Origin of the sequence: Janibacter sp. A1S7, from assembly GCF_037198315.1 — a bacterium.
GTDB lineage: Bacteria > Actinomycetota > Actinomycetes > Actinomycetales > Dermatophilaceae > Janibacter > Janibacter alittae.
The window spans coordinates 3,243,283-3,267,879 of sequence record NZ_CP144913.1; the positions used below are offsets into that span (position 1 = coordinate 3,243,283).

General features: G+C 71.5%; 24 protein-coding genes. 10 read left to right on the plus strand and 14 right to left on the minus strand.

The features are described from left to right. Positions 1–32 precede the first annotated feature (32 nt). Positions 33–521, plus strand: a complete 489-nt coding sequence (locus tag V1351_RS15640) for a glutathione peroxidase (protein ID WP_338749247.1) — start codon at positions 33–35, stop codon at positions 519–521. Positions 522–592: 71 nt separating this feature from the next. Here V1351_RS15640 and V1351_RS15645 read toward each other — a convergent pair whose 3' ends face one another. Beyond that, positions 593–1,318 carry a class F sortase gene (locus tag V1351_RS15645; RefSeq protein ID WP_338749249.1) on the minus strand — a complete coding sequence of 242 codons (726 nt, stop codon included), beginning with the start codon at positions 1,316–1,318 and terminating at the stop codon, positions 593–595. Between the two features lie 7 nt (positions 1,319–1,325). After that, entirely contained in the window at positions 1,326–2,087 is a 762-nt protein-coding gene (locus V1351_RS15650; RefSeq protein WP_338749251.1) for a CHRD domain-containing protein, read from the minus strand. A 120-nt stretch (positions 2,088–2,207) separates the two neighbouring features. Here V1351_RS15650 and V1351_RS15655 point away from each other — a divergent pair, with 120 nt between their 5' ends. Then, positions 2,208–2,825, plus strand: a complete 618-nt coding sequence (locus V1351_RS15655; RefSeq protein WP_338749253.1) for a DUF5701 family protein — start codon at positions 2,208–2,210, stop codon at positions 2,823–2,825. Between the two features lie 114 nt (positions 2,826–2,939). Here the strand turns inward: V1351_RS15655 and V1351_RS15660 are convergent, their stop codons facing one another. After that, entirely contained in the window at positions 2,940–3,737 is a 798-nt protein-coding gene (locus V1351_RS15660) for a MerR family transcriptional regulator (RefSeq protein ID WP_338749255.1), read from the minus strand. 291 nt (positions 3,738–4,028) lie between these two features. Between V1351_RS15660 and V1351_RS15665 the strand changes: the two genes are divergently transcribed. Next, positions 4,029–4,724 carry a CHRD domain-containing protein gene (locus V1351_RS15665; protein ID WP_338749257.1) on the plus strand — a complete coding sequence of 232 codons (696 nt, stop codon included), beginning with the start codon at positions 4,029–4,031 and terminating at the stop codon, positions 4,722–4,724. Between the two features lie 56 nt (positions 4,725–4,780). Next, complete coding sequence (locus V1351_RS15670; RefSeq protein WP_338749259.1) at positions 4,781–5,422, plus strand: class F sortase; 642 nt, start codon at positions 4,781–4,783, stop codon at positions 5,420–5,422. Positions 5,423–5,500: 78 nt separating this feature from the next. On the opposite strand, the gene V1351_RS15675 is transcribed toward V1351_RS15670, so the two are convergent. Further along, positions 5,501–7,108: a HelD family protein gene (locus tag V1351_RS15675; protein WP_338749261.1), complete on the minus strand. Its 1,608-nt coding sequence runs from the start codon at positions 7,106–7,108 to the stop codon at positions 5,501–5,503. A 557-nt stretch (positions 7,109–7,665) separates the two neighbouring features. Here V1351_RS15675 and V1351_RS15680 point away from each other — a divergent pair. From V1351_RS15680 to V1351_RS15705, 6 genes are all read left to right on the plus strand, one after another. Beyond that, positions 7,666–8,832: a phytanoyl-CoA dioxygenase family protein gene (locus tag V1351_RS15680; protein WP_338749263.1), complete on the plus strand. Its 1,167-nt coding sequence runs from the start codon at positions 7,666–7,668 to the stop codon at positions 8,830–8,832. 34 nt (positions 8,833–8,866) lie between these two features. Beyond that, a complete protein-coding gene (locus tag V1351_RS15685; RefSeq protein ID WP_338749265.1) occupies positions 8,867–9,637 on the plus strand; it encodes an SDR family oxidoreductase in 771 nt (256 codons plus the stop codon). A 1-nt stretch (position 9,638) separates the two neighbouring features. Beyond that, on the plus strand, positions 9,639–10,664 hold the full coding sequence (locus V1351_RS15690; RefSeq protein ID WP_338749267.1) for a Gfo/Idh/MocA family protein: 1,026 nt from the start codon (positions 9,639–9,641) through the stop codon (positions 10,662–10,664). A gap of 86 nt (positions 10,665–10,750) precedes the next feature. Then, a complete protein-coding gene (locus tag V1351_RS15695; protein WP_338749269.1) occupies positions 10,751–10,894 on the plus strand; it encodes a hypothetical protein in 144 nt (47 codons plus the stop codon). After that, positions 10,878–12,110: an NAD(P)/FAD-dependent oxidoreductase gene (locus tag V1351_RS15700; protein ID WP_338749271.1), complete on the plus strand. Its 1,233-nt coding sequence runs from the start codon at positions 10,878–10,880 to the stop codon at positions 12,108–12,110. The genes V1351_RS15695 and V1351_RS15700 overlap by 17 nt, the downstream gene beginning before the upstream one ends. A 119-nt stretch (positions 12,111–12,229) precedes the next feature. Then, positions 12,230–13,042: an alpha/beta hydrolase gene (locus V1351_RS15705; RefSeq protein WP_338749273.1), complete on the plus strand. Its 813-nt coding sequence runs from the start codon at positions 12,230–12,232 to the stop codon at positions 13,040–13,042. A 109-nt stretch (positions 13,043–13,151) separates the two neighbouring features. On the opposite strand, the gene V1351_RS15710 is transcribed toward V1351_RS15705, so the two are convergent. From V1351_RS15710 to V1351_RS15755, 10 genes are all read right to left on the minus strand, one after another. Continuing rightward, on the minus strand, positions 13,152–14,648 hold the full coding sequence (locus V1351_RS15710; protein WP_338749275.1) for a CoA-acylating methylmalonate-semialdehyde dehydrogenase: 1,497 nt from the start codon (positions 14,646–14,648) through the stop codon (positions 13,152–13,154). Positions 14,649–14,759: 111 nt separating this feature from the next. Next, a complete protein-coding gene (locus tag V1351_RS15715) occupies positions 14,760–15,833 on the minus strand; it encodes a Gfo/Idh/MocA family protein (RefSeq protein WP_338749277.1) in 1,074 nt (357 codons plus the stop codon). Further along, on the minus strand, positions 15,830–16,726 hold the full coding sequence (locus V1351_RS15720) for an ATP-binding cassette domain-containing protein (protein WP_338749279.1): 897 nt from the start codon (positions 16,724–16,726) through the stop codon (positions 15,830–15,832). Before V1351_RS15720 ends, V1351_RS15715 begins: the two co-directional genes overlap by 4 nt. Further along, on the minus strand, positions 16,726–17,760 hold the full coding sequence (locus V1351_RS15725; protein ID WP_338749281.1) for an ABC transporter permease: 1,035 nt from the start codon (positions 17,758–17,760) through the stop codon (positions 16,726–16,728). The genes V1351_RS15720 and V1351_RS15725 overlap by 1 nt, the downstream gene beginning before the upstream one ends. 6 nt (positions 17,761–17,766) lie before the next feature. Beyond that, positions 17,767–18,741, minus strand: coding sequence for a sugar ABC transporter substrate-binding protein (locus tag V1351_RS15730; protein ID WP_338749283.1), 975 nt, complete (start codon positions 18,739–18,741; stop codon positions 17,767–17,769). Positions 18,742–18,791: 50 nt separating this feature from the next. Then, a complete protein-coding gene (gene iolD, locus V1351_RS15735; protein ID WP_338749285.1) occupies positions 18,792–20,783 on the minus strand; it encodes a 3D-(3,5/4)-trihydroxycyclohexane-1,2-dione acylhydrolase (decyclizing) in 1,992 nt (663 codons plus the stop codon). An 8-nt stretch (positions 20,784–20,791) separates the two neighbouring features. Beyond that, positions 20,792–21,775 (minus strand): 5-deoxy-glucuronate isomerase, encoded by a 984-nt coding sequence (gene iolB, locus V1351_RS15740; RefSeq protein WP_338749287.1) that lies wholly within the window; start codon positions 21,773–21,775, stop codon positions 20,792–20,794. Further along, positions 21,772–22,701, minus strand: a complete 930-nt coding sequence (locus V1351_RS15745) for a class I fructose-bisphosphate aldolase (RefSeq protein WP_338749289.1) — start codon at positions 22,699–22,701, stop codon at positions 21,772–21,774. The genes iolB and V1351_RS15745 overlap by 4 nt, the downstream gene beginning before the upstream one ends. Next, positions 22,698–23,642, minus strand: a complete 945-nt coding sequence (iolC, locus tag V1351_RS15750; RefSeq protein ID WP_422389035.1) for a 5-dehydro-2-deoxygluconokinase — start codon at positions 23,640–23,642, stop codon at positions 22,698–22,700. Before iolC ends, V1351_RS15745 begins: the two co-directional genes overlap by 4 nt. 19 nt (positions 23,643–23,661) lie before the next feature. Then, the gene (locus tag V1351_RS15755; protein ID WP_338749293.1) at positions 23,662–24,597 is read right to left on the minus strand and encodes a TIM barrel protein; all 936 of its coding nucleotides are present in this window, start codon (positions 24,595–24,597) and stop codon (positions 23,662–23,664) included.

Genomic DNA, 24,597 nt, shown 5'->3' on the forward strand with positions numbered 1-24,597 from the left:
TCGGCTCCCGGATCGATCGCTAGGGTCGGTGCATGAGCATCCAGAGCACATCCATCGCCCGCCTCGACGGCACACCCGGCACGCTGCGCGACCTCACCGGTGGCGGGCCCGCCCTGCTGGTCAACGTCGCCTCGAAGTGCGGCCTGACCCCGCAGTACACCGCCTTGGAGGCGCTGCACGAGGAGTACTCGCCGCAGGGCTTCGCGGTGGTCGGCCTGCCGTGCAACCAGTTCGGCGGTCAGGAGCCCGGCACCTCCGAGGAGATCGCCGAGTTCTGCTCCGCGACGTACGGCGTGAGCTTCCCGATGAGCGAGAAGATCGCGGTCAACGGCGCCGACCGCCACCCTCTCTACGAGGCGCTCGTCGACACCGAGGACGAGAGCGGCGAGAGCGGGGACATCCGGTGGAACTTCGAGAAGTTCGTCATCGACGGCGACGGCGCGCCGCTCGCGCGCTTCAGCCCGCAGGTGACCCCGGACGACGAGCGCGTGGTCGCCGCAGTCCGGGCTGCGATCGGCTGACCGGCGCGGAGGTGGACGCGCGGGGTGATCACCGCGCGTCCACCTCCACCCGAGGGCGGCTCGGTGCCGGCTCAGTCCTGCACGAGTTCCGCGAAGACGACGATGTTGTCCTGGTGTCGCCGGGCGTTCTCGTCGTAGGTGCCCCCGCAGGTGATGACCCGTAGCTCCGGGCCCTGTGTGGCGCCGTAGACGTCGACCTGCGGGAAGTCGGCCTTGGGGTACTCCTTCACCTGGGTGACCTCGAAGGTCGCGGTGCTGCCGTCGGCGCGGTCGACCTCGATCCGGTCGCCCTGGCGGGTGTCGCCCAGCTCGAAGAAGACCGAGGGGTTGTGACTGCTGCCGGTGACGTGGCCCTCGAGCACTGCCGGGCCGACCTCACCGGGTGTGGGTGAGCCGTCGTACCAGGCGACGTCGTCGTACCGGTCCCCCGAGGGGACCTCCAGTCCGCCCTGGGCGTTGAGGCCGAGCGGGTGGACCGGTGATTTCACATCGATGGACGGCAGCCGCACGGCCACCGGCTTCGCGGCCGGCAACGCCTCGGCGACCGAGGGCGTGGGTGAGGCTGTCGATGAGGATGATTCGCTCGCCGTCGCACCGGACCCACCGCCCGAGGTGCTCGGGCTGGCGGAGGGGGTCTCCCCCTTCGTCGTGCTGGTTGCCGCCGGAGGGGCCGGCGGGGGCCCGACCTGCTGGGACGCTGCCCAGGCGATCGTGCCCCCACCGGCGAGGAGCAGCCCGACTCCCCCGGCGACGAGCCCTGCGCGTCGCCGACCGGAGCCGGGCTGCTTCGTCTGCATCAGACGATCAGGCGTTCGTGCGCTTGCGAGCAGCGAACAGGCCCGCTCCGCCGAGACCCAGGGCAAGCGTGCCGAGGGCGATAGCGGCCGGGTACTCGATGCCGGTGGTGCTCGTGCCACCGGTCTCGACGCCACCCTCGGGCATGGCCATCTGCGCCACGTCGAGCGTGCCGCAGGCGGCCGGGGCGGTCGCCTCCAGGGGCAGGCTGTCGTCGAGCGAGGACTTGGCGTCCCCGTCGTACTCGCCGGAACCATCGAGGTCCACACCGTGGGCGACGACGACGCCGTCACCGTTGGCGATCTGCTCGGCGATCTCGTCGGAGACCGTGATCGAGCGCGAGTACGTGTAGCTGTCCCCGGTCGGGAAGTTGGGCACGTCCAGGGCGGCCGACGCGTCGGTCTTGCCCGGGTCCTTGGTCAGCGAGACGGCAACCGCGCCGTACTGGCCGGCCGCGTCCATGGTCGTCAGAGCGCCGTCGGGACCGGTGCCCTCCTGGTCGTTGGTCGGGCAGACGTTCTGACCGCCGATGTGGATGTGCTGGGCGTGCGGCGCGTCGGCCGTCAGGCCCTTGGTCTCGAGCTTGATGTCGACCTTGTTGCCGTCGACGGTCGCCCACGCGGTACCCGAGGCGCCCGAGTCGTTGAGCTGGGTCAGGTTGGCGGTCGCTTCGTGACCGTCCTGGCCCTGGGCGCTGGCGCCAGCGGCCATCGGCAGCCCGACGAGCGCGGCGAGTGCGGTTGCGGTGGCAATACGTCGTGTCGTTCGCATGACAGTCCTCCTGTTGTCGGCGACGAGGTGCCGCCTTGGTTGCAGAGGGGCTTCGGGGCGGTGGATCGATCCGGATTGGACGGGGGGAGGATTTTTTTCGCCTCGGGCGTTGGGCACGGTGTGCCAGCAGATCCTCCCGCCTCCGTCGCCCGCTTGCTCGACCTCGGTGTCCCCGCCCTCGCCGGGCTCACCGCCGATGCCTTCGTCGACCTCGCCCCACCCGCGCCGAGCCCACACGCCGTGCCGGTCGTCGCACCATCGCTCGTGCCGACGGCAACCCTGGCGTCGCTGCTGCGTCACACCGACAAGCCGGGATTCGTGGTCGAGGACCTGAGCGACCTCGCCGACTTCGTCCCCATCGACGGCGACGAGACTCCGCAGACCCACCTGTGGTGGATCACCGGCGTCGAGCGCGGCGACGAGATGAGCAACTGGACGCCGACCGAGGCGCTCCCGGCGATCCGCGGCCGCGGCCGTGTCCCGCTGACCGTGAGTGAGGGCGTCAGCTGGCTGCTGCAGGAGCCCGGGCGCCTCGAGCGCGGGCGGTGCTTCATGACGATCGGCTCGCGCAAACCCCGGGCGAAGGGTGGACTGGACCCGCGGACCCCGGCGATCTGGATCAGCAACGGCACCGGGCGGGACGGACGTGAACGCAGGAACGCCCCCAAGGTCGGCTGGTGCTGGGCGAACAATCGGCACCCGTGGCTGGGCTTCGCCTCGGCGGCTCGGCGGCACTGAGGGACGCCGGCTCTGCTGGAGAATCTCCCGCTCCGCACGAGTTCGGAACTCCTGCGGAGCGGGGGATTCTCGGGTTACCCGATCATCGGGAGGCCGGTGTGACCCCGCCGGGCCTCAGCCGGCGTGCCGCTCGGCGTTGGCCACGATCGCGTCGTGCAGCCACTGCGCCGCGCCGGGCTCGATGTCCTCGTAGTGCTGGGTGAAGCGCGGGTCGGACAGGTACATCTGCGCCAGGCACACCTGGAACTCGTGGTCGCAGTCGTAGAACCGCTCGATGCTCGCGCGGTGTCGTTCGGCGAGGGTGGCCGCCGCGTCACCATCGACGGGCTCGCCGGCACGGACCGCTGCCCCCAGGTCGGACTCGAAGGTCTCCGTCTCGGCCTTGACCCGCGCCCACTGGGCCCTGGTCATGCCCTCTGTCCGCTGTTGCGACTGCCGCCACTTGTCGGTGTCGCCCCACCGTTGCTGCGCCTGCGCCTGGTACTCCTCGTTGTATCCGTCGCCGAAGAGGGCCTTGAGGTCCTCGGTCGTCGCGGGCCGGTCTGTCATCTCTGCCTCCAGGGCGTGCTCGATCGCGTCGACCAGCTCGGTCATCCGTGCCAGCCGGTCCCTGACCAGGTCGCGCTGCCGCCGCAGGTGGTCGACCACCTCGGCCCCGTCCGCCTCGAGCAGCTCGCCGATCTCCTCCAGCGCGAACCCGAGCCGGCGGTAGACGACGATCGTGCCCAGGCGCTGCAGGTCCTGCGACGTGTACAGCCGGTAGCCCGCACGGGTGCGCTCGGAGGGCGGCAGCAGCCCGACCTCGTCGTAGTGGTGCAACGTGCGCACCGTCACGCCGAAGGTCTCGGCCACCTGTCCCACCGTGAGCGCCTGCACGGATCCAGTGTGCGCCGGCATCGCGATCTCGGTCATGGGAAGACCCTCCTGCCTCACGTCGCGTGAGGGTCAAGCCCGATGCGCGAAGGGGGCCCACGGACCGGATGCTGATGCGGACTGGCCAGTGGGGTCAGACCGACGAGGCCGTGATCGAGGACACAGGACGATCACGATTTGTTCAAAGTTTGTCCAATCTTCCCGGCCGGCGGCTGCCGCCCCCTACGTTGACCACGGCGACACCTCGTCGCCGACAACAGTGAGGACTCCCAGCGAACGACACGACGCATTGCCACCGCAACCGCACTCGCCGCGATCGTCGGGCTGCCGATGGCCGCTGGCGCCAGCGCCCAGGGCCAGGACGGTCACGAGCTGACCGCCACCCTGACCCAGCTCAACGACTCGGGCGCCTCCGGCACCGCGTGGGCCATGGTCGACGGCAACCAGGTCCACATCAAGGTCGACACCCAGGGCCTGCTCGAGGGTTCCCCGCACGCGCAGCACATCCACATCGGCGGGCAGGGCGTCTGCCCGACCGGCGACATGGCCGGCGAGGACGGCATCCTCTCCACCGCAGAGGGTGCTCCCGCCTACGGTGGCGTCAAGGTCTCGCTGACCGAGGAGCCCGGCAAGACCGACGCCGGCGCTGCCCTGGACGTGGAGAACTTCCCGGCCGGTGCGAGCAACAACTACGAGCGCACGATCACCGTCGACGACGCGCTCGCGCAGCAGATCGCCAACGGTGACGGCGTCGTCGTCGTCCACGGGATCGACCCGGACGGCTCCGGCGAGTACGACGGGGACGCGAAGTCCTCGCTGGACGACAGCCTGCCGCTGGAGGCGACCGCCCCGGCCGCCTGCGGTGAGCTCGAGCAGGCCCAGATGGCCATGCCCGAGGGTGGCGTCGAGACCGGTGGCACGAGCACGGCCGGCATGGAGTACCCGGGCGCCGTCGCGCTCGGCGCCCTCGCCCTGGCCCTCGGTGGCGCCGGCTTCGCTGCCAACCGTCTGCGCACCAACCGCTGAGGTCGATGAAGACAGGACGGCACGGCGCTCACCGCACCCCCGGATGGGTGGCTGTGGTGAGCGCCGGGCTGCTCCTGGCCGGTGGGGGCACGATCGCCTGGGCAGCGTCCCAGCAGGTCGGGTCCCCGCCGTCGCCCCCGGCCACCACCAGCACGACGCAGGCGTCGGGGAGCACGGCCGCAGGCTCGTCCTCGACGACGTCCGCCAAGCCCTCCCCTTCGCCCACGACCGCGCCGATGGACGCCGCCGAACCCACCGCGGTGCACATCCCCTCCATCGACGTCGAGTCACCGGTCCACCCGCTCGGCCTCAACGCCCAGGGCGGACTGGAGGTCCCCTCGGGGGACCGGTACGACGACGTCGCCTGGTACGACGGCTCACCCACACCCGGTGAGGTCGGCCCGGCAGTGCTCGAGGGCCACGTCACCGGCAGCAGTCACAACCCCTCGGTCTTCTTCGAGCTGGGCGACACCCGCCAGGGCGACCGGATCGAGGTCGACCGCGCCGACGGCAGCACCGCGACCTTCGAGGTCACCCAGGTGAAGGAGTACCCCAAGGCCGACTTCCCGCAGGTCGACGTCTACGGCGCCACACAGGGCCCGGAGCTACGGGTCATCACCTGCGGGGGCACCTACGACGAGAACGCCCGGCGACACCAGGACAACATCGTCGTCTTCGCGGAACTCGTGCAGGACTGAGAACGCACCGGGTAGGCCCTCACCGCGCGCCCCACGGCTTCGACCCGGAGCGCCGCGCCTGCGCGATCAGCACCATCCTCAGCCCCGGGACTCGGCCACGACCACCCGTCCCAGCTCCTGCGTGCAGCGGGTCAGGGCCACGTACAGCCCGTTGTGACCACGCGGCTCGGCGATGATGCCGTCGGGGTCGACGACGAGGACCGCATCCCACTCCAGGCCCTTGGCGCCGGCGGGGCTGACGACGGGGACCTCTGCGGCGAGTGCCTCGCGCAGCGCCGACACCCGGGCGGCCGGGGCCACCACCCCGACCGTGCCGCCGGTCCACCGCGCTGCCAGCTCCTCGGCCGCGGTCGCGGTGGCGGCGGGCAGGCCCCCTTCGTCGACCTCCCGCACCCACGGGTCCATCCCGCTGGATCGCACCGCTCGCGGCGGGTCGTTCTCGCTCCCGGCGGCGGCGAGGACCTCCCGGGTCAGTGCCATCACCTCGCGAGGAGTGCGGTAGCAGATCGTCAGTCGCGACTGCCGCCAGCGCTCCCCCAGCACCTCACCGACGGCGTCCTCCCACGTCGTGTGCGCGTGCGGCGCCTCGGTCTGGTCGATGTCCCCGACGGCGGTGATCGAGTACCCAGGTGAGCGGCGGGCCACCATCTGCCACTCCATCGGGGAGAGCTCCTGCGCCTCGTCGACGACGACGTGCCCGTAGACCCAGTCGCGACGCTCCCGGGCGCGTGCCGCGGTGACGTCCGCCTGCCGGCCCGGTTGCTCCTCGTCGCCGAGGAGATCGGTCAGGGCGTCGAGGAGCGGGATGTCGCTGGGCGCCCATCCCGCCGGTTCATCGGCGAGCAGACGGCGGTCGGCGGCGTCGAGCTCGGGGGCCAGCGCGGCCAGTCGCTCCTCGTCCGCCAGCAGGGCGGTCAGCTCCCCACCCGGGTCCCGGTCCGGCCACCACTGCTGCACCACGGAGGCGAAGGGGGCATCCACCCCGATCCGCGAGCGCAGCGCCTCGACCTCCTGCTCGCTGAGCTCACCATCGACCGCCGCGCCCGACGCACCGGTGGTCACGCCCCGGTCGTCGTTGCGGGCGAGGTTCGCGTCGACCGCCGTCAGGATGTCCTCCAGGCCCTCCTCGGCCGCGGCGAGCAGCTCACCCGACCGGTGCGCGACGAGCTCGGTGACGACGTCGACGAGCTGGGCGTGGACGATCCGGCGGGCTGCGTGGTGGCTGCGCCCGGCGCAGGCGCTGCGGACGAGACGCGCGATCGTCGCCTCCGGGACGACGTACTCCTCGCCCTCCCACCGGATGGTCAGGTCCCCGGGGGTCGGTCGCAGCGAGTGAACGAGGTCGGTCAGCACCCGCTGCCACAGCGCCCGGCCCTTGACCTCGGCCACCCGACGGGACTCCGTCCTCCCGGGGCGCACCTCGGGCAGGAGCGTCTCGCAGGTCGCCGAGACCACCGCGGTCTCCCCCAGTGCCGGCAGGACGGACCCGATGTAGTCGAGGAATCGCTGCGAGGGCCCGAGCACGAGCACCCCCGCGCGGGCGAGCTCCGGATACGCGAAGAGCAGGTAGGCCACCCGGTGCAGGGCGACGACGGTCTTGCCGGTGCCGGGCCCGCCCTGGACGACGAGCGCACCACGGGAGGGCGCCCGCACGATCTCGTCCTGCTCGCGCTGGAGCGTGGCCACGGCGGTCCCCATCCGACCGGTCCGACGCTCGTCGAGGGCGGCGAGCCTGCCCCTGCGGCTCCACGGCGGTCGCGGTGTAGAACGGTCGGGCGGCCGCCGCTCGCCAGTCCAGCACGAGCGGGTCGTCGAGCTCGTCCTGACCGGGCACCCCGACCCGTCCGATCCGCCGGACCTCGCCGTCGATGGCGTCGAGCCGTCCGAAGACCAGACCCGAGTCCGCACGCTCGAGGTCGGTCAGCCGGGTGCGGATGGACCGTTTCGCCGTGGCGGCGACCGATCCGTCCTCGACGGGCCCGTCCAACCGCACGGCCAGCTGACCGATCACCTCGTCCCGGCGGGCCAGGGCGGCGTCGAGCGCCTCCTGCTCCTGCGCGATGGCGGCATCGGGGATCTCGTGGTCGGGCATGCATCTCCTGGGTCGAGGACAGCGGGGCGTGGCGACAACGGATGGTGGCCGCGTCCTGTTCCGTCCCTCCCGACGCGCGACCAGCACCGCTGAGGCGTTTTTGAGGTCTTCCCGACCGCACGCCGGTCACGCGATGGGACAGGCTGGAGGCATGACGACGATGTCTGCCCCCTTCTCCGGACGGCTACGCCGGGACGACTGCCGTGTCGCGGACCTGCGCGAGCTCCTCGCGCACCAGCCCGACGTGACCCCGCCGCACGCCGACCACGTCGAGCAGCAGGTGCCCGTCTACACCGCGGCCACCCTCCGCGAGACGCTCGGCACCGAGTCCGGCGCGACCGGGATCGAGGCCGAGCTCGCCGAGGTCCTGGCGACCGGCGCAGGCATCTTCGTCATCACCGGCGCGCTGGAGCACGAGGTCGTCGACCGGGTCTCCGCGGATCTCGAGGAGATCATCGCCACGGAGAAGGCGGCCGGTGGTGAGGTCGGTGACCACTTCGCGGCGGCCGGCGCCAACGACCGGATCTGGAACGCCCTGGAGAAGCTCGCCGTCACCCACCCGGGGGACTTCGTCGACTACTACGCCAACGACCTCCTCGCCCTGGCCGCCCGCGCCTGGCTCGGCCCCGGCTACCAGGTCACCAGTCAGGTCAACGTGGTCAACCCCGGCGGCGTCGGCCAGACCGTCCACCGCGACTACCACCTGGGTTTCACCTCGCCGCAGGCCGGCGAGCGCTTCCCGCGGCACGTGCACGACCTCTCTCCCGTGCTCACCCTCCAGGGGGCGGTCGCCCACTGCGACATGCCGGTCGAGACCGGCCCGACCCTCTACCTCCCGCACTCGCAGAAGTACTCGCACGGCTACCTGGCCTACTGGCTCGAGGAGTTCCAGGAGTACTTCACCCAGCACCACGTGCAGCTGCCGCTGGCGAAGGGGGACGCGGTCTTCTTCAACCCCGCCCTCTTCCACGCGGCCGGGTCGAACACGACGACCGGGGTGCGCCGGATGGCGAACCTGCTGCAGATCTCCTCGGCCTTCGGCCGTGCCATGGAGGCGGTCGACCGGGAGCGCGTCGTCACCGCGATCTACCCGACGCTGCTGGCCCGCATCGCTGCCGGCGACGACGTCGGGCACGCGGTCGCCGCGAGCGCGGAGGGGTATGCCTTCCCGACCAACCTCGACCGCGACCAGCCGGTCGACGGGATGTCGCCGCCGACCCAGGCGGACATCGTCCGAGAGGCGCTCGCCGAGGGCGCCTCGCCGCAGGAGCTTGCCGATCGTCTCGACCGCCACGCCGCGGCCCGCCGCAGCAGCTGACCCACCCCCTTCGTCCCGAACAGACAGGACCCCGATGCAGCAGCTCCTCACCGACAAGGTCGTCCTCGTCGTCGGCGGCACCTCCGGTGTCGGCGCCGGCGTCGCCCGCGCCGCCGCCCGCGAGGGGGCGCACGTCGTCGTCACCGGTCGACGCCCCGAGCCCGGGCAGGCGCTCGTCGACGAGCTCGGCGAGCGCGTCACGAGCGTCACCGGCGACGTGTCCGACCCGACCGCCGCGAAGGGGGTCGTCGCCACGACGATCGAGCGGCACGGGCGGGTCGACTGCCTCGTCAACTGCGCCGGGCTGACCGACCGTGGCTCGATCCTGGACACCACGCCGGAGCTCTTCGACGCGCACGTCGCGACGAACCTGCGCGGGCCCTTCTTCACCATGCAGGCCGCGATCGCGGACATGACCGGTCGTGGGGCGCCGGGCACGATCGTCAACATCTCGAGCATCAGCGCGCGGGGCGGCCAGCCGTACCTCGCGCCCTACGTCGCTGCCAAGGCCGGGCTCGCGGGCCTGACGAAGAACGTCGCCCACGCGCACCGCTTCGACCGGATCCGGATCAATGCCCTCAACATCGGGTGGACGCAGACCGAAGGCGAGGACGCCACGCAGCGGCGCTTCCACGGAGCCGGCGACGACTGGGTCGAGCAGGCCAACGCGAGGCTGCCGATGGGCAAGCTCGGCCAGGTCGACGAGATCGCCGACGCGGTCGTCTTCCTGCTCTCGGAGCGCTCGGGGGTGGTCACCGGCTCCGTCGTCGACTGGGACCAGCAGGTCATCGGAGGGCAGGACTGACATGCGCATCGGACTGATCGGACTGGGCCGGATCGGCTCCTTCCACGCCGACACCCTCGCCGCCCTGGACGCGGTCGACGAGCTCGTCGTCACCGACCCGGTGGCCGCGGCGGTCGAGGCGGTCACCGGCCGACTGCCCTCGACCCGGGCGGTCGACTCACCCGAGGCGCTGCTCGCCGGCGGGGTCGACGGCGTCGTCGTCGCCGCGGCGACCAACACGCACGCCGAGCTGATCCGCGCCGCGGTGGCGAAGGGGGTCCCCACCTTCTGCGAGAAGCCGGTCGCCGGGACCATCGCGGAGTCGCTCGCCGTGGAGCAGGCCGTCGCCGGCAGCGACGTCCCCGTGCAGATCGGCTACCCACGCCGCTTGGATCCGGCCTTCGTCGCCGCCCGCGACGCGGTGCGCTCCGGGGAGCTGGGCCGCATCACCACCGTCCGGTCGACGACGCTCGACCCGGCGCCCCCGCCCGCGGCCTACCTCGCGGTGAGCGGTGGGATCTTCCGGGACTGCTCGGTCCACGACTTCGACGCGGTGCGCTGGGTGACCGGCCAGGAGGTCGTCGAGGTCCACGCCGTGGGCGCGGTCGACCCCGATGCACCCGAGGCGATGTACGTCGCCCACGGCGACCACTCGAGCGCGTCCGTGCTGCTGACCCTCTCGGACGGGACGATCGGCGTCGTGTCCAACACCCGCACCAACGGCCGCGGATACGACGTGCGCCTCGAGGTGCACGGGGTGCGCGACGCTGTCGCTGCCGGACTCGACGAGGGTCTGCCCCTGCGCGCGACCCAACCGGGGATCACCTGGCCGAGCGGTCCGGCGCACGAGTTCTTCATGGACCGGTTGGCACAGGCCTTCCGGCTCGAGCTCGCCGCCTTCACGCAGGTGGCCACCGGGGGGATCGACAACCCGTGCACGGTCGCCGACGCGATGGGCACGGCGTGGACCGCCGAGGCGGCGACGCTGTCCGCGCACGAGCGTCGCCCGGTGTCGGTCGAGGAGATCCGCGCCACGGTGATGCGGTAGCGGCACGCTGACGCCGTGGAGCCAGCACCCGTCCCGGGAAGGGGCCCGGCCCGCACGCGCGCACGTTGCTCTGCGACGATCTGGGCATGGACGGGCTGATCGAGCACCCGAAGCGCAGCGGCCGCCTCGACACCACCGCGGGCCCGGCGCTCGCCCGGCCGGCGGTCGTCGGCGCCGCCACGGACGCGACCGGAGTCGATGAGTGGAGCAGGTATGCCGACCTGCCCTGAGGCCTGCCACGTCGTCGTCGTCGGCGCCGGCGAGGCCGGCGCCCGGCTGGCACACGAGCTGCACGCCGGTGGTTGGCCCGGACCGATCACCCTCCTCGGGGAGGAGGACCGCCCGGTCTACGAGCGGCCACCGTTGTCCAAGAACGTCCTCGTCGACGACGAGCCCTCGCCGGTCGAGCCCTACCGGGAGGGCCGGCTCGAGTGGCCGGGACTGACCGTGCGGACCGGGGTCACCGTCCGGTCGATCGACCGCACCGACCGGACGGTGCGGCTGGCCGACGGCGAGGAGATCGCCTACGACCGGCTCGTCATCGCCACCGGCGCCCGGTCCCGCCGCCTGCCCGGACTCGCCGTGGGCGTGCACACGCTGCGCACGTGGGACGAGGCGCTGCAGCTGCGGTCGGTCCTGCACAGGCGTGGCTCACTGCTCGTCATCGGCGCAGGTCTCATCGGTCTCGAGGTCGCGGCGAGCGCCCGGTCGCGGGGTATGGCCGTGACGGTCGTCGAGATGCGCCCGCGCGCGCTCGAGCGGGCCGTGCCGGAGCCGGTTGCCGAGGTGCTCGCGGAACGGCACCGCGCCGAGGGTGTCTCGCTCCACCTGGGGACGACCGTGGAGAGCCTGGAGCAGGACGAAGGGGGGTGGCTCGCCCGCCTGTCCGACGGCACCGAGGTCACCGCGGACGCGGTCGTGGCCGCGGTCGGCTCCGTCCCCGAGACCGCGCTGGCGAAGGCAGCCGGGCTCCCCGTGGACGACGGGATCCTCGTCGACGGGCAGATGCGCACGAGTGACGAGCACGTGTGGGCGATCGGCGACTGCTGCGCCGGCCCGGTCGACGTGCTCGGCCGGCGGGCGCGGCTCGAGTCCTGGCGGATGGCGCACGACCAGGCGGTCACCGCGGCGGCAGCGATCCGGGGCGAGGACGTGCGGCACACCGCGGTCCCGTGGTTCTGGTCCGACCAGTACGACCTGTCGCTGCAGGTCGCCGGGGCGGCAGCCGCGGCGAGGTCGTGGGTGCGACGCCCCCACCCGGACGGCAGCACCGTGCACCTCGGCCTCGACGAGGCGGGCCGCGTCGTCTGCGCCGCCGGCGCCGGTGGCCCCCGGGTCGCCAAGGACGTGCGGATGAGTGAGCGGCTCATCACCAGCGGGACGGTCGTCGATCCCGGGCTCCTCGCCGATGCCGACACCCCGCTCAAGTCGCTGCTGCGCTCCTGACCCGTGCACGTCGGCTCCCTCCTGCTCGACGTGAGGTCCACCATCGGGGCAGGCACTCCCTTCGCCACCCGGGTACTGACAAACTGGTCCCTGACGCCGACGTCACCCAGGAGGATCCCGTGAGCACCATCCCGCCCGAGGACATCGACACCACCGGCCACGCCGGGCTGCTCATCGGATCGCGGTGGAGTCCGCCCGCTGACCCGACCTGGGTGGCGGTGATCGCGCACGGCTACGGCGAGCACATCGGCCGCTACCAGTGGGTGGCCGACCGGCTCACCTCCGACGGTGCCGTCGTCTACGCGCACGACCACGTCGGCCACGGGCGCAGCGCCGGCGAGCGGGTGCTCATCGAGGACTTCGAGCCGGTCGTCGACGACCTGCACCTGCTCGTGCAGCGCGCCCACGAGGAGAACCCCGGCCTGCCGCTCGTGCTCATCGGGCACTCCATGGGTGGGATGATCGCCGCCCGCTACACCCAGCGTCACGCCGACTGCCTGGCCGCGACCGTGCTCTCCGGGCCGGTGCTCGGGTCGTGGGAGCCGACCGCCCTGGCTGACCTCGACGAGATCCCCCCGACCCCCATCGACCCCACGACCCTCAGTCGGGACGAGACCGTCGGCTCGGACTACCAGGTGGACGAGCTCGTGTGGCACGGCGACTTCAAGCGTCCGACGCTGCACGCCCTGCGGAGCGCGCTCGACGCGATCACCGAGGGCGGTCGGCTGACCGTCCCCACGATCTGGCTGCACGGCGCGGACGACCAGCTCGTGCCGATCGGCCCGAGTCGCGCCGGCTGGGAGCAGATCGCGCCCGAGGGTGCGCCCGCGAAGGCCTATCCCGGAGCCCGACACGAGATCTTCAACGAGACCAATCGCGAGGAGGTCCTCGACGACGTGCTCGCCTTCGTCCACGAGCAGATCGCCTCCTGAGCCCGACCCCTCCCTTCGTCGCACGAGCCCAAGCAGCTGCGACAGGTCGGAGGCCACACGGCTGCCCCCTTCGCACGAGCCCAAGCAGTTGCGAAGGGGGCACGGGCGGTCAGTCGTTCTGTGGGAACCCGAGGTTCAGCCCACCGTGGCTCGGATCGAGCCAGCGCTGGGTGACCGCCTTGGTCCGGGTGAAGAAGTGCACGCCCTCGATGCCGTGGGCGTGGGTGTCGCCGAAGAGCGAGTTCTTCCACCCACCGAAGGAGTAGTACGACATCGGGGTGGGGATCGGCACGTTGATGCCCACCATGCCGACCTCGACCTCGTGCTGGAAGCGTCGCGCCGCGCCGCCGTCGTTGGTGAAGATCGTCGTCCCGTTGCCGTAGGGGTTGTCGTTGATGATCTGCAGCCCCTCGTCGTAGGAGGGGACCCGCACGATGCACAGCACCGGGCCGAAGATCTCGTCGGTGTAGATCGACATGTCCGGGGTGACCCGGTCGAAGAGCGTCGGCTGCAGGAAGAACCCGGGACCGAGGTCGGCGGCACCCTCCCGACCGTCGATGACCAGCTCTGCACCGGCGGCGACGCCCGCCGCGACGTAACCGGTCACCTTGTCCAGGTGCGCACCCGTCACGAGCGGGCCCATGTCCGACTCGCCCATGCCGTCACCGGTACGCAGGGTCCTGGTCCGCTCGGCGATCTTGGCCACGAGCTCATCGGCGATGGAGTCCGTCGCGAGCACGACGGAGATCGCCATGCACCGCTCCCCCGCCGCCCCGTACCCGGCCGAGACCGCGGCATCGGCCGCGAGGTCCAGGTCCGCGTCGGGCAGGACGAGCATGTGGTTCTTCGCGCCACCGAGCGCCTGGACGCGCTTGCCACTGGCGACGCCGCGCTCGTAGACGTGGCGCGCGATCGGCGTCGACCCCACGAACGAGATCGCCTTGACCTCGGGGTGGTCCAGCAACGCGTCGACGGCCTCCTTGTCGCCGTGCACGACGTTCATCACGCCGTCCGGCAGGCCCGCCTCACGCCACAGGTCGGCGATGAGGTTGACCGCGCTCGGGTCCTTCTCGCTCGGCTTGATGATCACCGCGTTGCCCGTGGCGACGGCGAGCGGGACGAACCACAGCGGCACCATGGCAGGGAAGTTGAAGGGTGAGATGATCCCGACGACCCCGAGCGGCTGCAGGATCGAGTACGCGTCGATGGCGGTGGAGACGTTCTCGGAGAACCCGCCCTTGAGCAGGTGGGGGATGCCGCAGGCGAACTCGACGACCTCCTGGCCCCGGGAGATCTCGGCGACCGCGTCCTCGTAGGTCTTGCCGTGCTCGGCGGTGATGACCTTCGCGATCTCGCCCTTGCGCTCCTCGAGCAGCTGGCGGAAGGCGAAGAGGATGCGCACCCGCTTCGCCAGCGACACGCTGCCCCACTCCTGTGCAGCGGACGTCGCGTGCGCCACGACCTCGTCGACGAGCTGTGCACTGGCCAGGTCGAGCGCGCCGGTCACCTCACCCGTCGCCGGGTTGAAGACCTCGCTGGTGCGCTCGGCCCGCCCCTGCCAGGAGGCGTGCCCGACGAGGTGGGTGATGCGGGTGGGGGTGCTCATGTTCTGCTCCTTGGACGATACTTTGTAAATACATACTATCAATTGCACCTGCGGACGGGCCGGCCAACATGGTGGTTCGGCCGCGTCTGCGTGGGCGAATGCGTGTCCGGCCTAATCTGCCCGGGCGGATTCGGTGGAGGGGGCGAGGGTGACCTCGACGGGGCGGCCGGTGGCCAGGGACTCCATCCCGGCGGTGCACACGACGGTCGAGGCGTACCCGTCCCAGCTCGTCGGCCCGACGAGCCCACCGCGCCGGGTGGCGTCGACCCAGGCCTGCACCTCGATGTCGTACGCCCGCTCGAAGCGCGTGCGGTAGTCGGGGTCGATACCGCCACCCCAGCTCCCTTCGCCACCGTCCGGGTCGACGTGGGTGGTGTAGATCCCCGAGGCGGGTCGGCCGATGATCGCGCTGCCCGTCTCGGCGACCGCCTCGCACCGCACCTCGTAGCCGGTGCGACTGTTGACGAAGACCTCGTTGGTCACGACCGCCCCGGAGGCCATCCGGAAGATCGAGACCTGCGGATCGACCACGCCCTCGAGCGCATGGCTCGTCGGCGTCGGGGAGATCACCTGCACCGAGGCGATCTCCTCACCGAGGAGCCACCGCGCGCAGTCGACCTCGTGGACGAGGCTGTCGCGCACGATCATCTCCGAGCGGAAGTGCGGGTTCGGCACGCTCAGGTTGCGGTGGGTCTGGTGCAGCAGCAGCGTGCGACCCCATCGGCGTGAGTCGAGCAGCTGCTTCAGCCGCGCGTACTCCGGGTCGAAGCGCCGCATGAAACCGACCTGCACCAGCGGACGTCCCGCAGCCCGCTCGGCCGCGATGACCTGCAACGAGGAGTCGCTGTCCATCGTCAGCGGCTTCTCGCACAGCACCGGCGTGCCGCGCTCGATGCACGCCAGCAGCTGCTCGGGATGGACCGACCCCGGCGAGGCGAGCAGGACCGCGTCGACGCCGTCGTCGGCGATGAGTTCCATCGGGTCGGCGACCACCCGAACGCCACCGCCGAGCGCGTCGGCGAGCCCCTGCGCCCGGCCCGTGTCCGGATCGGCGATGGCCACGAGGGTCGCATTGGCGATCCGGGTGGCCACCCGCCGAGCGTGGTCGGCGCCCATGACCCCGACCCCGACCACACCGACCCGTAGCGGGCCGGTGGCCGGTGTGGCGGACGAAGGGAGGGTCACGCCTCTCCCTTCGTCCCGTCGTCGTGGACGCCCGGTGTGTCGGGGCCGGTCGGCTCGGCCTGCCGATCGTCCGGGTCGGTGGTCGTTCCCGACCCGGCACCGCCGAGCTCGTGCTGCAGCTCGGCCAGCTCCTGCCCGCCGGCCATCTCGGCCGTCAGCTGGTCGAGGGAGAGCTCGTCACGGTGGGTGTCGAGCGTGAGCCTGCCGAGCTTGAGGACGATGAAGCGGTTGCCCACGAGGTACGCGTGGTGCGGGTTGTGGGTGATGAAGACGACGCCCAGGCCGGCGTCGCGCGCCTTGGCGATGTACTTCAGGACGACCCCGGACTGCTTGACGCCCAGGGCAGCGGTCGGCTCGTCGAGGATGATCACCTGGGCGCCGAAGTAGATCGCCCGGGCGATGGCGATGCACTGCTTCTGACCGCCCGACAGGCCTGCCACCGGACGGTCGAGGTCGCCGATGAAGATGCCCATCTTGGACAGCTCCTCCTCGGCGATCTGCCGCATCCTCGCCGCGTCGAGGAAGAGACCCTTGCGGAGCTCGTTGCCCATGAAGAAGTTGCGCCACACCGACATCAACGGGGCCAGGGCCAGGTCCTGGTACACCGTCGCGATGCCGAGGGCCTGCGCCGCACGGGGCGACGCCAGGTTCCGTTTGATCCCGTTGACGGTGAACGTGCCGGTGGTGTGCTCGTGCAGCCCGGCGATGATCTTGATCAACGTGGACTTGCCGGCACCGTTGTCGCCCAGGACGCAGGTCACCTCACCCGCATGGACCTCGAGGTTGACCCCGCGCAGGGCGTGGACGTTGCCGTAGGACTTGCCGACGTCCTCCAGGGTGACCAGTGGCGCCGTCGTCTCCGGCCGATCGGTGGTTCCGGGTGCAGTGGTCATCAGCCATCCGCCTTCTTCTTCACGTACATGTTGACCAGGGTCGCCAGCAGGAGCATCACGCCGAGGAAGGTGTAGAACCAGTCGACGTTCCAGCCGGCGTAGTTGATGCCCATCTGGGTCATCCCGAAGATCAGCGCCCCGAGCGCGGCGCCGATGACCGAGCCGAAACCACCGGTGAGCAGGCAGCCCCCGACGACCGCGGCGATGATGTAGATGAACTCGTTGCCGACGCCCTCCGCCGACTGCATGACGTTGTAGGAGAAGAGCAGGTGCATGCCCAGCACCCAGGCGCAGAACCCGACGAAGACGAAGAGCCCGATCTTCACCGCCTTGACGGGAACCCCGACGGCACGGGCGGCCGCCGCGTCCCCGCCGACGGCGAAGATCCAGTTGCCCACCCGGGTCCTGGTGAGCACCAGCGACCCGACGACCACCAGCAGCACCCAGTACGCGACGAGCGCCTTGATGCTCACCGGACCGATCTGGGCCTGCCACGCGAAGACGTTCTTCGCGGAGGTGAAGCCCGCCATGTCCGAGATCTGCGGTGTCGAGACCGTCCCACCGACGAGCCGGGTGACGGCGAGGTTGGCTCCCTGGAGGATGAAGAAGGTACCGAGGGTGACCAGGAAGCTCGGCAACCCGGTACGCATCAGCAACCATCCGTTGAAGGCGCCGACGAGCAGCGAGAAGACCAGGGCGGCCACCACACCGACCCACACGTTCAGCCCGAAGTTCCACGCCGTCAGCGCGGCGGTGATGCCGGATGCCGTGGCCGCCACCCCGGTGGACAGGTCGAACTCGCCGCCCACCATGAGCAGGGAGACCCCGACCGCCATGACGCCGATCGCGGCGGCCGCATAGAGGATCGTGCCGACGTTTCCCACGCTGCGGAAGCTCGGCGCCACGGCGATGAAGAGGATCGCCACGACGATCGCTCCGATGAGCGCGCCGACCTCCGGGCGTGCGAAGAGGAGGTTCAGGCTCCCCCTGGCCACCACCCGGTCATCGGCGGGCTGTGTGGACTGCGCAGTCACCGCGGATCACTTCTCCAGCAACAGGTCGACATTGCTCTCGTCCACGAAGGCGGGGCCGGTCAGGACCGGCTGACCGCCGCCGACCTCCATGCCCTTGTTCACCTTCAGCCACAGCGAGTCGACGGCCAGATAGCCCTGGACGTAGGGCTGCTGGTCGACGGCCCAGATGATGTCGCCGTCCTTGATCGCCTGCAGCGCCTGGTCGTTGAGGTCGAAGGTCGCGACCTGCGCGTCGCTGCCGGACTCGTCGACGGACTTCAACGCGATCATCGCGAAGGGGGCACCCAGGGTCAGCACGTTGGTGATGCTGTCGTCCTGCTGCAGCTTCGCGGTGATCGTCGACTGGACATTCGCCGTGTCGGTGCCCTTGACGTAGATCTTCTCCGACTTGTCGAAGGTCTTCGCGACGCCGGCGCAGCGCGCCTCGAGTCCGATGTGTCCCTGCTCCTGGATCACGCAGAGCGTCTTTCCTGCCTTCTCCTCCTTCAGCCGCTCACCCGCCGCCTCTCCGGCGAGTTCGTCGTCCTGGCCGAAGAAGGAGAGGGCACCCATCTCCTTCCAGTCGTCCATGCCGGCATTGAGCGCGACGACGGGGATCTCGGCGTTCACGGCCTTCTCGACGTTGCCCTTCATCGCGTCCGGCTTGGCCAGCGTGACGGCGATGCCGTCGACGCCCTTGTCGACGGCCTGCTGCACGAGCCTGGCCTGGTTCGACCCCTCCGGATCGGCGGTGTACTGCAGGTTGACGTTGTCCTTCTTCGCCGCGTCCTCGGCACCGGAGCGGACCTGGTCCCAGAAGGTGTCGCCGGGCGCGGCGTGGGTGATGAAGGCGACGGTCATCTGCTCGGTGTCGGCGCCTCCTGCGGATCCGCCTCCGTCGTCGTCGGTGGTCTCCTTGCCGCCGGAGGAGGAGCAGGCGGCGAGGACGAGTGCTGCGGCGGCCGACGTCGCGACGACGCTGGCGCGAGTGAAACGTGACATGGGTTCTGCCTCTTCGTTCGGGCCACCGCTCCTGTGCGGTGGACGGGGGTTCATGTCCGGGGGGACCCGGGTTCCTTCAGGTGCTGGTCGACGGGGGCCAGATACGTGCGTTGGTGTGCCTTGTGCCGGGTGTACTGGGCATGTGCCTCCTGGGTGCTCGCCAGCTCGCTGACCTGACTGACCGGGACGTCCCACCACGAGGTGGAGTCCGGTGCGGATACGTGCGGATCGGTCTCCACGTGGATGACGACGGGTCCGCCGTCGGCGGGCGCCCCCTTCGCCTCCCGGATGGCGTCCGCGAGGCTCTCGCGATCGTGGACCTCGATGACCCGACAGCCCAGCGACCGGGCGTTGGCCGCCAGGTCCACGGGCAGCCGCTCACCGTCCAGCCGGCCGGTCGTCCCGTCGCGGGACCGGTAGGCCGTGCCGAAGCGCTGCGAGCCGAGCGACTGCGACAGCGCACCGATCGAGTGGAAGCCGTGGTTCTGCACCAGGACGACGATGACCTTGGTGCGCTCCTGCACGGCGGTGACCAGCTCGGTCGGCATCATCAGGTACCCGCCGTCGCCGACCATCGCGAAGACGTCTCGGGTCGGGTCGGCCCAACGCACCCCGATGGAGGCGGGGATCTCGTAGCCCATGCACGAGTAGCCGTACTCGACGTGGTACGCCCGACGGTCACGCACCCGCCACGTCTTGTGCAGGTCACCGGGCATCGAGCCGGCGGCGCAGAGGACGACGTCGCGCGGGTCGCTCAGCTCGTTGACCAGGCCCAGGACCTCCCCCTGGGTGAGCAGTCCGTCGGCGAGCTCGTCGGTGATCTCGGGCGAAGGGAGGTGGCTCGCCTCGACCTGCGCGTCCCACTGCGCCCACACCCGCACCTGCTCGTCCCGGTAGTCCTCGGGCACCGACCAGCCCGCCAGGGCGGCGGTCAGCGCGGTGAGGCTCTCGCGGGCGTCCCCGAGCACCGTCAGGCCGGCGTGCTTCACCGCGTCGAAGGAGCCGATGTTGAGATTGACGAAGCGCACGCCCTCGGCGGCGAAGGCCGTTCGGGAGGCGGTGGTGAAGTCCTGGTATCGGGTGCCGACGCCGATGACGACATCCGCACGCGCCGCAACCGTGTTGGCCGCTGTGGTGCCGGTGGAGCCGACCGCGCCGAGGAGACGGGGGTTGCCGTGCAGGAGCGACCCCTTGCCGGCCTGGGTCTCGCCGACGGGGATGCCGGTCGCGGCGCAGAAGTCCGCGAGCGCGTCCTCCGCGCCGGAGTAGTGGACACCGCCGCCGGCGACGACCATCGGGCGTCGCGCCGAACGGATGACCTGCGCTGCGGCCTCGATCCGGACGGGCTCGGCCGGCGGTCGGGCGATGTGGTGGGTGCGCTCGGCGAGGAGCTCGAGCGGCCAGTCGTGGGCCTCGGCCTGCACGTCCTGCGGAAGGGAGATGGTCGCCGCCCCCGTCTCGGCCGGGTCGGTGAGCACCCGCATCGCCGCGAGCAGGATGCTTGGCAGCTGCTCGGGCCGGCGCACCTCGTCGTAGAACCGGGAGAGCGGGCGGAAGGCGTCGTTGACGGTGAGGTCGCCGCCGTGCGGGGCCTCGAGCTCCTGCAGCAGCGGACCGGCGGCACGGGTGGCGAAGGTCGAGCTGGGCAGCAGCAGCACCGGCAGCCGGTTGATCGTCGCCAGTGCAGCGCCGGTGAGCATGTTGGTGCTGCCCGGCCCGACTGATGCGGTGCACGCCCACGTCTGCAGCCGGTCGCACTGCTTCGCGTAGGCGACGCAGGTGTGCACCATCGCCTGCTCGTTGCGGGCGAGCACGTACGGCATGGCCGGGAGCCCGCTTCCCGTGCCGTCGAGCTCCTGCTGGAGCAGCGCCTGCCCGATCCCGGCGACGTTGCCGTGGCCGAAGATGCCGAAGGTGCCGGCGAAGAGCCGCTGGCGGCGGCCGTCCCGCTCGCTGTACTGCTGGGCGAGGAAGCGCACGACGGCCTGACCGACGGTCAGCCGGACCGTTGCCGTCGGGCCCGCTGCGCCGGACGAACTCACGTCGATGCTCACTGTCCGCCTCCCAGGGGTAGCCGGGGGTCGACGTCCTGATCGACCCAGGTGGCCCGGATCTCACCGTGCGCGGGGTCGTCGCAGATCAGCCAGACCCGTTCGGGCCCCGGCCCGGCCATGACGTTGAGGTAGTAGAGGTCGGCGTCCGGTGCGGCCATCGCCGGCCCGTGCCAGCCGTGCGGCACGAGGACCGTGTCACCCGTCGCGACCTCGGCGAGGACGTCGATGGGTCGATCCTGCGTGCCGTAGACCTGGTGGTACCCGACCGGCTGGCGGCCGTCATCACGGGTGGTGCCGCGGGTGAGCGGCGAGCGCCCCTGCGCGACGTCGTCGACCGACTGCGTCTCGAAGTAGTAGATCTCCTCGAGGGCGCTCTCCTGCCCGGGGCGGTCCGTGTCGTGCTTGTGCGGGGGGTAGGAGCTCCAACCGCCGGCCGGGGTGACGACCTCGCAGGCCAGGATCTGCTCGGCGTCGGGCAGGGCGTCCGGCATGGCGAAGCCACGCACCTCGCGGCTGCAGACCCCGGCTCCGCGCAGCTCGACCGGCACCCGGTCGGCGGGGGTGTGCACGACCCTGCGGCCGCCGCCGGTGGCGTCCTCGACGCGTGCCCCGCACAGGGCGATCCGGACCGGTCGGTCGTCGGTGTTCGTCAGGGTCACCTCACTCGAGGCGGGCAGGTAGAGGGTGTCGCTCGGGCCACTGAAGACCGAGGGGCGACCGGCCAGCACGAACCGTCCGCTCCCACCCGCGTGGCCCACGACGACGTCGGCGCCCCCGACGAGGGGGACGAGGACGCCCTCCTCCTGCACCAGGGTGTGGCTGATGGATGCCCCGGGGGGCAGGACGGCGACGCGCAGGGAGGTGTGCTGCCAGCCCTCGATCGCATCGGTGATCTCGACGGCCCAACCGGACCCTCCGGGAGCGAAGGGGTGGAACCAGCGTTCGTTGTCCGCCCCGGCGCGGGGGACGTGGTCACTCATGCGGCACCTCCGTGGACGAGGTCGGCGGCGATGTCGACGGCTCCGGCGACATCGCCGTCCGGCGGGTAGAGCAGGGCGCGGCCCACCACGAGGCCGCGGACCTGCGGCAGGGCCAGGGAGCGACCCCACGCGGCGTAGGTGTCCTGCGGGTCCCCCTTCGGGTCACCACCGAGCAGGAGTGTCGGCATCGTCGTGGCGTCCAGGACGCGCTCCAGCTCGTCGACGACGGGCAGCTTCAGCCATGTGTGGGCGCTGCTCGCGCCGAGCCCGGAGGCGACGGTGATCGACTTGATCGTGCTGTCCGGGTCGAGGAGGTTGACGACCTTCCCGTCCCGCCGAGCGGACCAGAAGGGCTCGACCATGGCCATGATCCCGAGCTCGGCGAGCTCGGTCACGGCGGCGGCGCCCGCCTCCAGGGTCGCGACCGTGCCCAGGTCGTCGAGCGCGATCCGGATGAGCATCTTGCCGCCGTCGATGCCCCGCCGGACGATTTCGGCGGCGGTGTACCCGGTGAAGCGGTCGTCGAGCTCGAAGGCTGCCCCCTGCAACCCGCCGCGGTTCATCGAGCCGATGGCGACCTTGTCGTCCAGCGCGCCCATGAGGAGCAGGTCGTCGAGGACGTCGGGAGTGCCCAGGACGCCGTCGACGCCGGGGCGGGAGACGGCGGTTGCCAGCCGGGTCAGCAGGTCGGCGCGCGGCGCCATCGCCATCGCCTCGCCGCGCACGCCGAGGGCGCCACGGGCGGGGTGATCGGCCGCCACGAGGAGCATCCGACCGTCCGGGGCGAGCAGGTCGCGGCGGGGTCGCTCGGCCCACCGACGGGCGATGAGCCCGGGGGTCTCGGCCCGCACCTCGTTGAGCTGGGCGACGTCGACCGCCGTGGGGACGGAGCCGGTCGTCGACCCGGTCGTGGCGTCGGCGCTCATGAGCGAGCTCCTTTCGCGGCCCACTGCGCCAGTCCGTCCTCGACTTCGGCGGCGGTCGGCATGGCGGTGCTGCACTCGAGCCGCGAGGCGACGATCGCCCCGGCCACGTTGGCGAACTCCAGGACCCGCCGCAGGCCCCACCCCTCGAGGAGTCCGTGCACGAGGGCACCGCCGAAGGCATCGCCGGCGCCGAGTCCGTTGACCACGTCCACGAAGTACGGCGGAACCTCGAGGCGCTCGTCGGCGGTTGCGGCGAGCACACCCTTGGGGCCCTGCTTGACCACGGCCAGCTCCAGTCCGCGCTCGAGGAGCGCGTCGGCCGCGCGGTGCGGATCCGTCTCACCGACGGCCACCTCGCACTCATCCGTGTTGCCCACCGCGATGGTCACGTGCTCCAGGGCCCGGCCGACCTGCGCGGAGGCCTCGCTCGGGTCGGTCCAGAACATCGGCCGGTAGTCGAGGTCGAGGACCGTGTGCCGCTCCCGACCGCGGGCGGCGAAGGCGGTGTGGTGTGCCGCCCGCGAGGGCTCCTGGCACAGACCGGTCACCGTCGTCCAGAAGACGCGGGCGGAGCGGATCTGCTCCAGCGGGAGGTCGGTATCGGTCAGCATGAGGTCAGGCGCCGTGGGGTAGCGGTAGAAGTAGAGCGGGAAGTCGTCCGGCGGGTGCACCTCGCAGAAGGTCACCGGGGTCGGCGGCCCGTCCCCCTCGATCGGGGTGATGAAGTCACCGACGACACCGAGGCGCTCGGCCTCGGCCCGGACGTAGCGACCGAAGGCGTCGGCGCCGGTCTTGGTCACCAGGGCGGCACGTCGGCCGTACCTGGCCGCGGCCACGGCCACGTTCGTGGCCGATCCACCCAGGAACTTCTCGAAGGTACGCACCTCCTCCAGGGGCACGCCGTGGTCGAGCGGGTAGATGTCCACCCCGGTGCGACCCATGGTGACGAGATCGAGCACGTCAGTCCCCCTTCGCCAGGGAATCGGCAATCGACGTCAGGTGGGCCACGGAGGTGCGCACGTCCGCGACGGGGTCACCGCTTCCCTTCGGCGTGCTCGGGTCCGCAGGGTCACCCGCGAGGATGGTGTCCTGCTCGAGCACGTACCAGCCGGCGTAGCCGGCGCCCTCCAGGGCGGAGACGATGGCTGCGATGTCGACGTCCCCCTCGCCGAGGGCGACGTACATCCCGGCGGCCACGGCGTCGGTGTAGGCAACCGCGCTCTCCTGGACCTTGCGCGCCCAGGCCAGGTCGACGTCCTTGAGGTGCATGTGGGCGATCCGGTCGGGGTGCTCGACCGCGACCGCGACCGGGTCACCACCGCCGATGAGCAGGTGGCCGGTGTCGAGGCACAGCCCGATGGACGACCCCGTCAGGACCCGGCCGGTCTCCGTACCGCTCTCGATCATCGTGCCGACGTGCGGGTGGAGGGTGGCGGTCAGGCCGAGCGCCGCAGCCGCCTCGTCGATGCGGTCCAGGTTGCGCAGGAGCGTGGTCCACCCGGCCTCGTCGAGCTGGGGACGGGAGTCGTAACCCTCGGCTCCGGTGGCCGCGGCGATGATGACGGTCGAGGCGTGCGCGGCGACGAGCCCGGCCATCGCGGCCTCGACGACCGGAAGGGGGTCGTGCTGCGGGTCGTGGAGGACGACGGGGACGAACTGGCCGACGGCGGCGAGCCCGTACTCGGCGAGGGTGTCCGCCTTCCCCTGCGGGGAGTCGGGAAGGAAGCCGTCCGGGCCGAACTCGGTCGCCGCGAGGCCCAGCTCACGCATCTGGGTCAGCACCAGGGGAGGCTCGTGCTGGAACCCCCACCCGGGGACCTCGCAGACCCCCCAGCAGATCGGCGCACCGGCGATGCGCTGGGTCAGCGGGGGACGCGATGTGCTAGTCCGGGTCAT

Bases quoted from the DNA above. Each gene is read 5' to 3' on its own strand.
- V1351_RS15720 (WP_338749279.1), bottom strand. From the start codon at position 16,726: ATGACCACTGCACCCGGAACCACCGATCGGCCGGAGACGACGGCGCCA.
- V1351_RS15755 (WP_338749293.1), bottom strand. From the start codon at position 24,597: ATGACCCGGACTAGCACATCGCGTCCCCCGCTGACCCAGCGCATCGCC.
- V1351_RS15640 (WP_338749247.1), top strand. From the start codon at position 33: ATGAGCATCCAGAGCACATCCATCGCCCGCCTCGACGGCACACCCGGC.
- V1351_RS15695 (WP_338749269.1), top strand. From the start codon at position 10,751: ATGGACGGGCTGATCGAGCACCCGAAGCGCAGCGGCCGCCTCGACACC.
- V1351_RS15660 (WP_338749255.1), bottom strand. From the start codon at position 3,737: ATGACCGAGATCGCGATGCCGGCGCACACTGGATCCGTGCAGGCGCTC.
- V1351_RS15685 (WP_338749265.1), top strand. From the start codon at position 8,867: ATGCAGCAGCTCCTCACCGACAAGGTCGTCCTCGTCGTCGGCGGCACC.
- V1351_RS15700 (WP_338749271.1), top strand. From the start codon at position 10,878: ATGCCGACCTGCCCTGAGGCCTGCCACGTCGTCGTCGTCGGCGCCGGC.
- V1351_RS15690 (WP_338749267.1), top strand. From the start codon at position 9,639: ATGCGCATCGGACTGATCGGACTGGGCCGGATCGGCTCCTTCCACGCC.
- iolC (WP_422389035.1), bottom strand. From the start codon at position 23,642: ATGGGTCGCACCGGGGTGGACATCTACCCGCTCGACCACGGCGTGCCC.
- V1351_RS15745 (WP_338749289.1), bottom strand. From the start codon at position 22,701: ATGAGCGCCGACGCCACGACCGGGTCGACGACCGGCTCCGTCCCCACG.
- V1351_RS15680 (WP_338749263.1), top strand. From the start codon at position 7,666: ATGACGACGATGTCTGCCCCCTTCTCCGGACGGCTACGCCGGGACGAC.
- V1351_RS15665 (WP_338749257.1), top strand. From the start codon at position 4,029: ATGGCCGCTGGCGCCAGCGCCCAGGGCCAGGACGGTCACGAGCTGACC.
- V1351_RS15645 (WP_338749249.1), bottom strand. From the start codon at position 1,318: ATGCAGACGAAGCAGCCCGGCTCCGGTCGGCGACGCGCAGGGCTCGTC.
- iolB (WP_338749287.1), bottom strand. From the start codon at position 21,775: ATGAGTGACCACGTCCCCCGCGCCGGGGCGGACAACGAACGCTGGTTC.
- V1351_RS15710 (WP_338749275.1), bottom strand. From the start codon at position 14,648: ATGAGCACCCCCACCCGCATCACCCACCTCGTCGGGCACGCCTCCTGG.
- V1351_RS15650 (WP_338749251.1), bottom strand. From the start codon at position 2,087: ATGCGAACGACACGACGTATTGCCACCGCAACCGCACTCGCCGCGCTC.
- V1351_RS15730 (WP_338749283.1), bottom strand. From the start codon at position 18,741: ATGTCACGTTTCACTCGCGCCAGCGTCGTCGCGACGTCGGCCGCCGCA.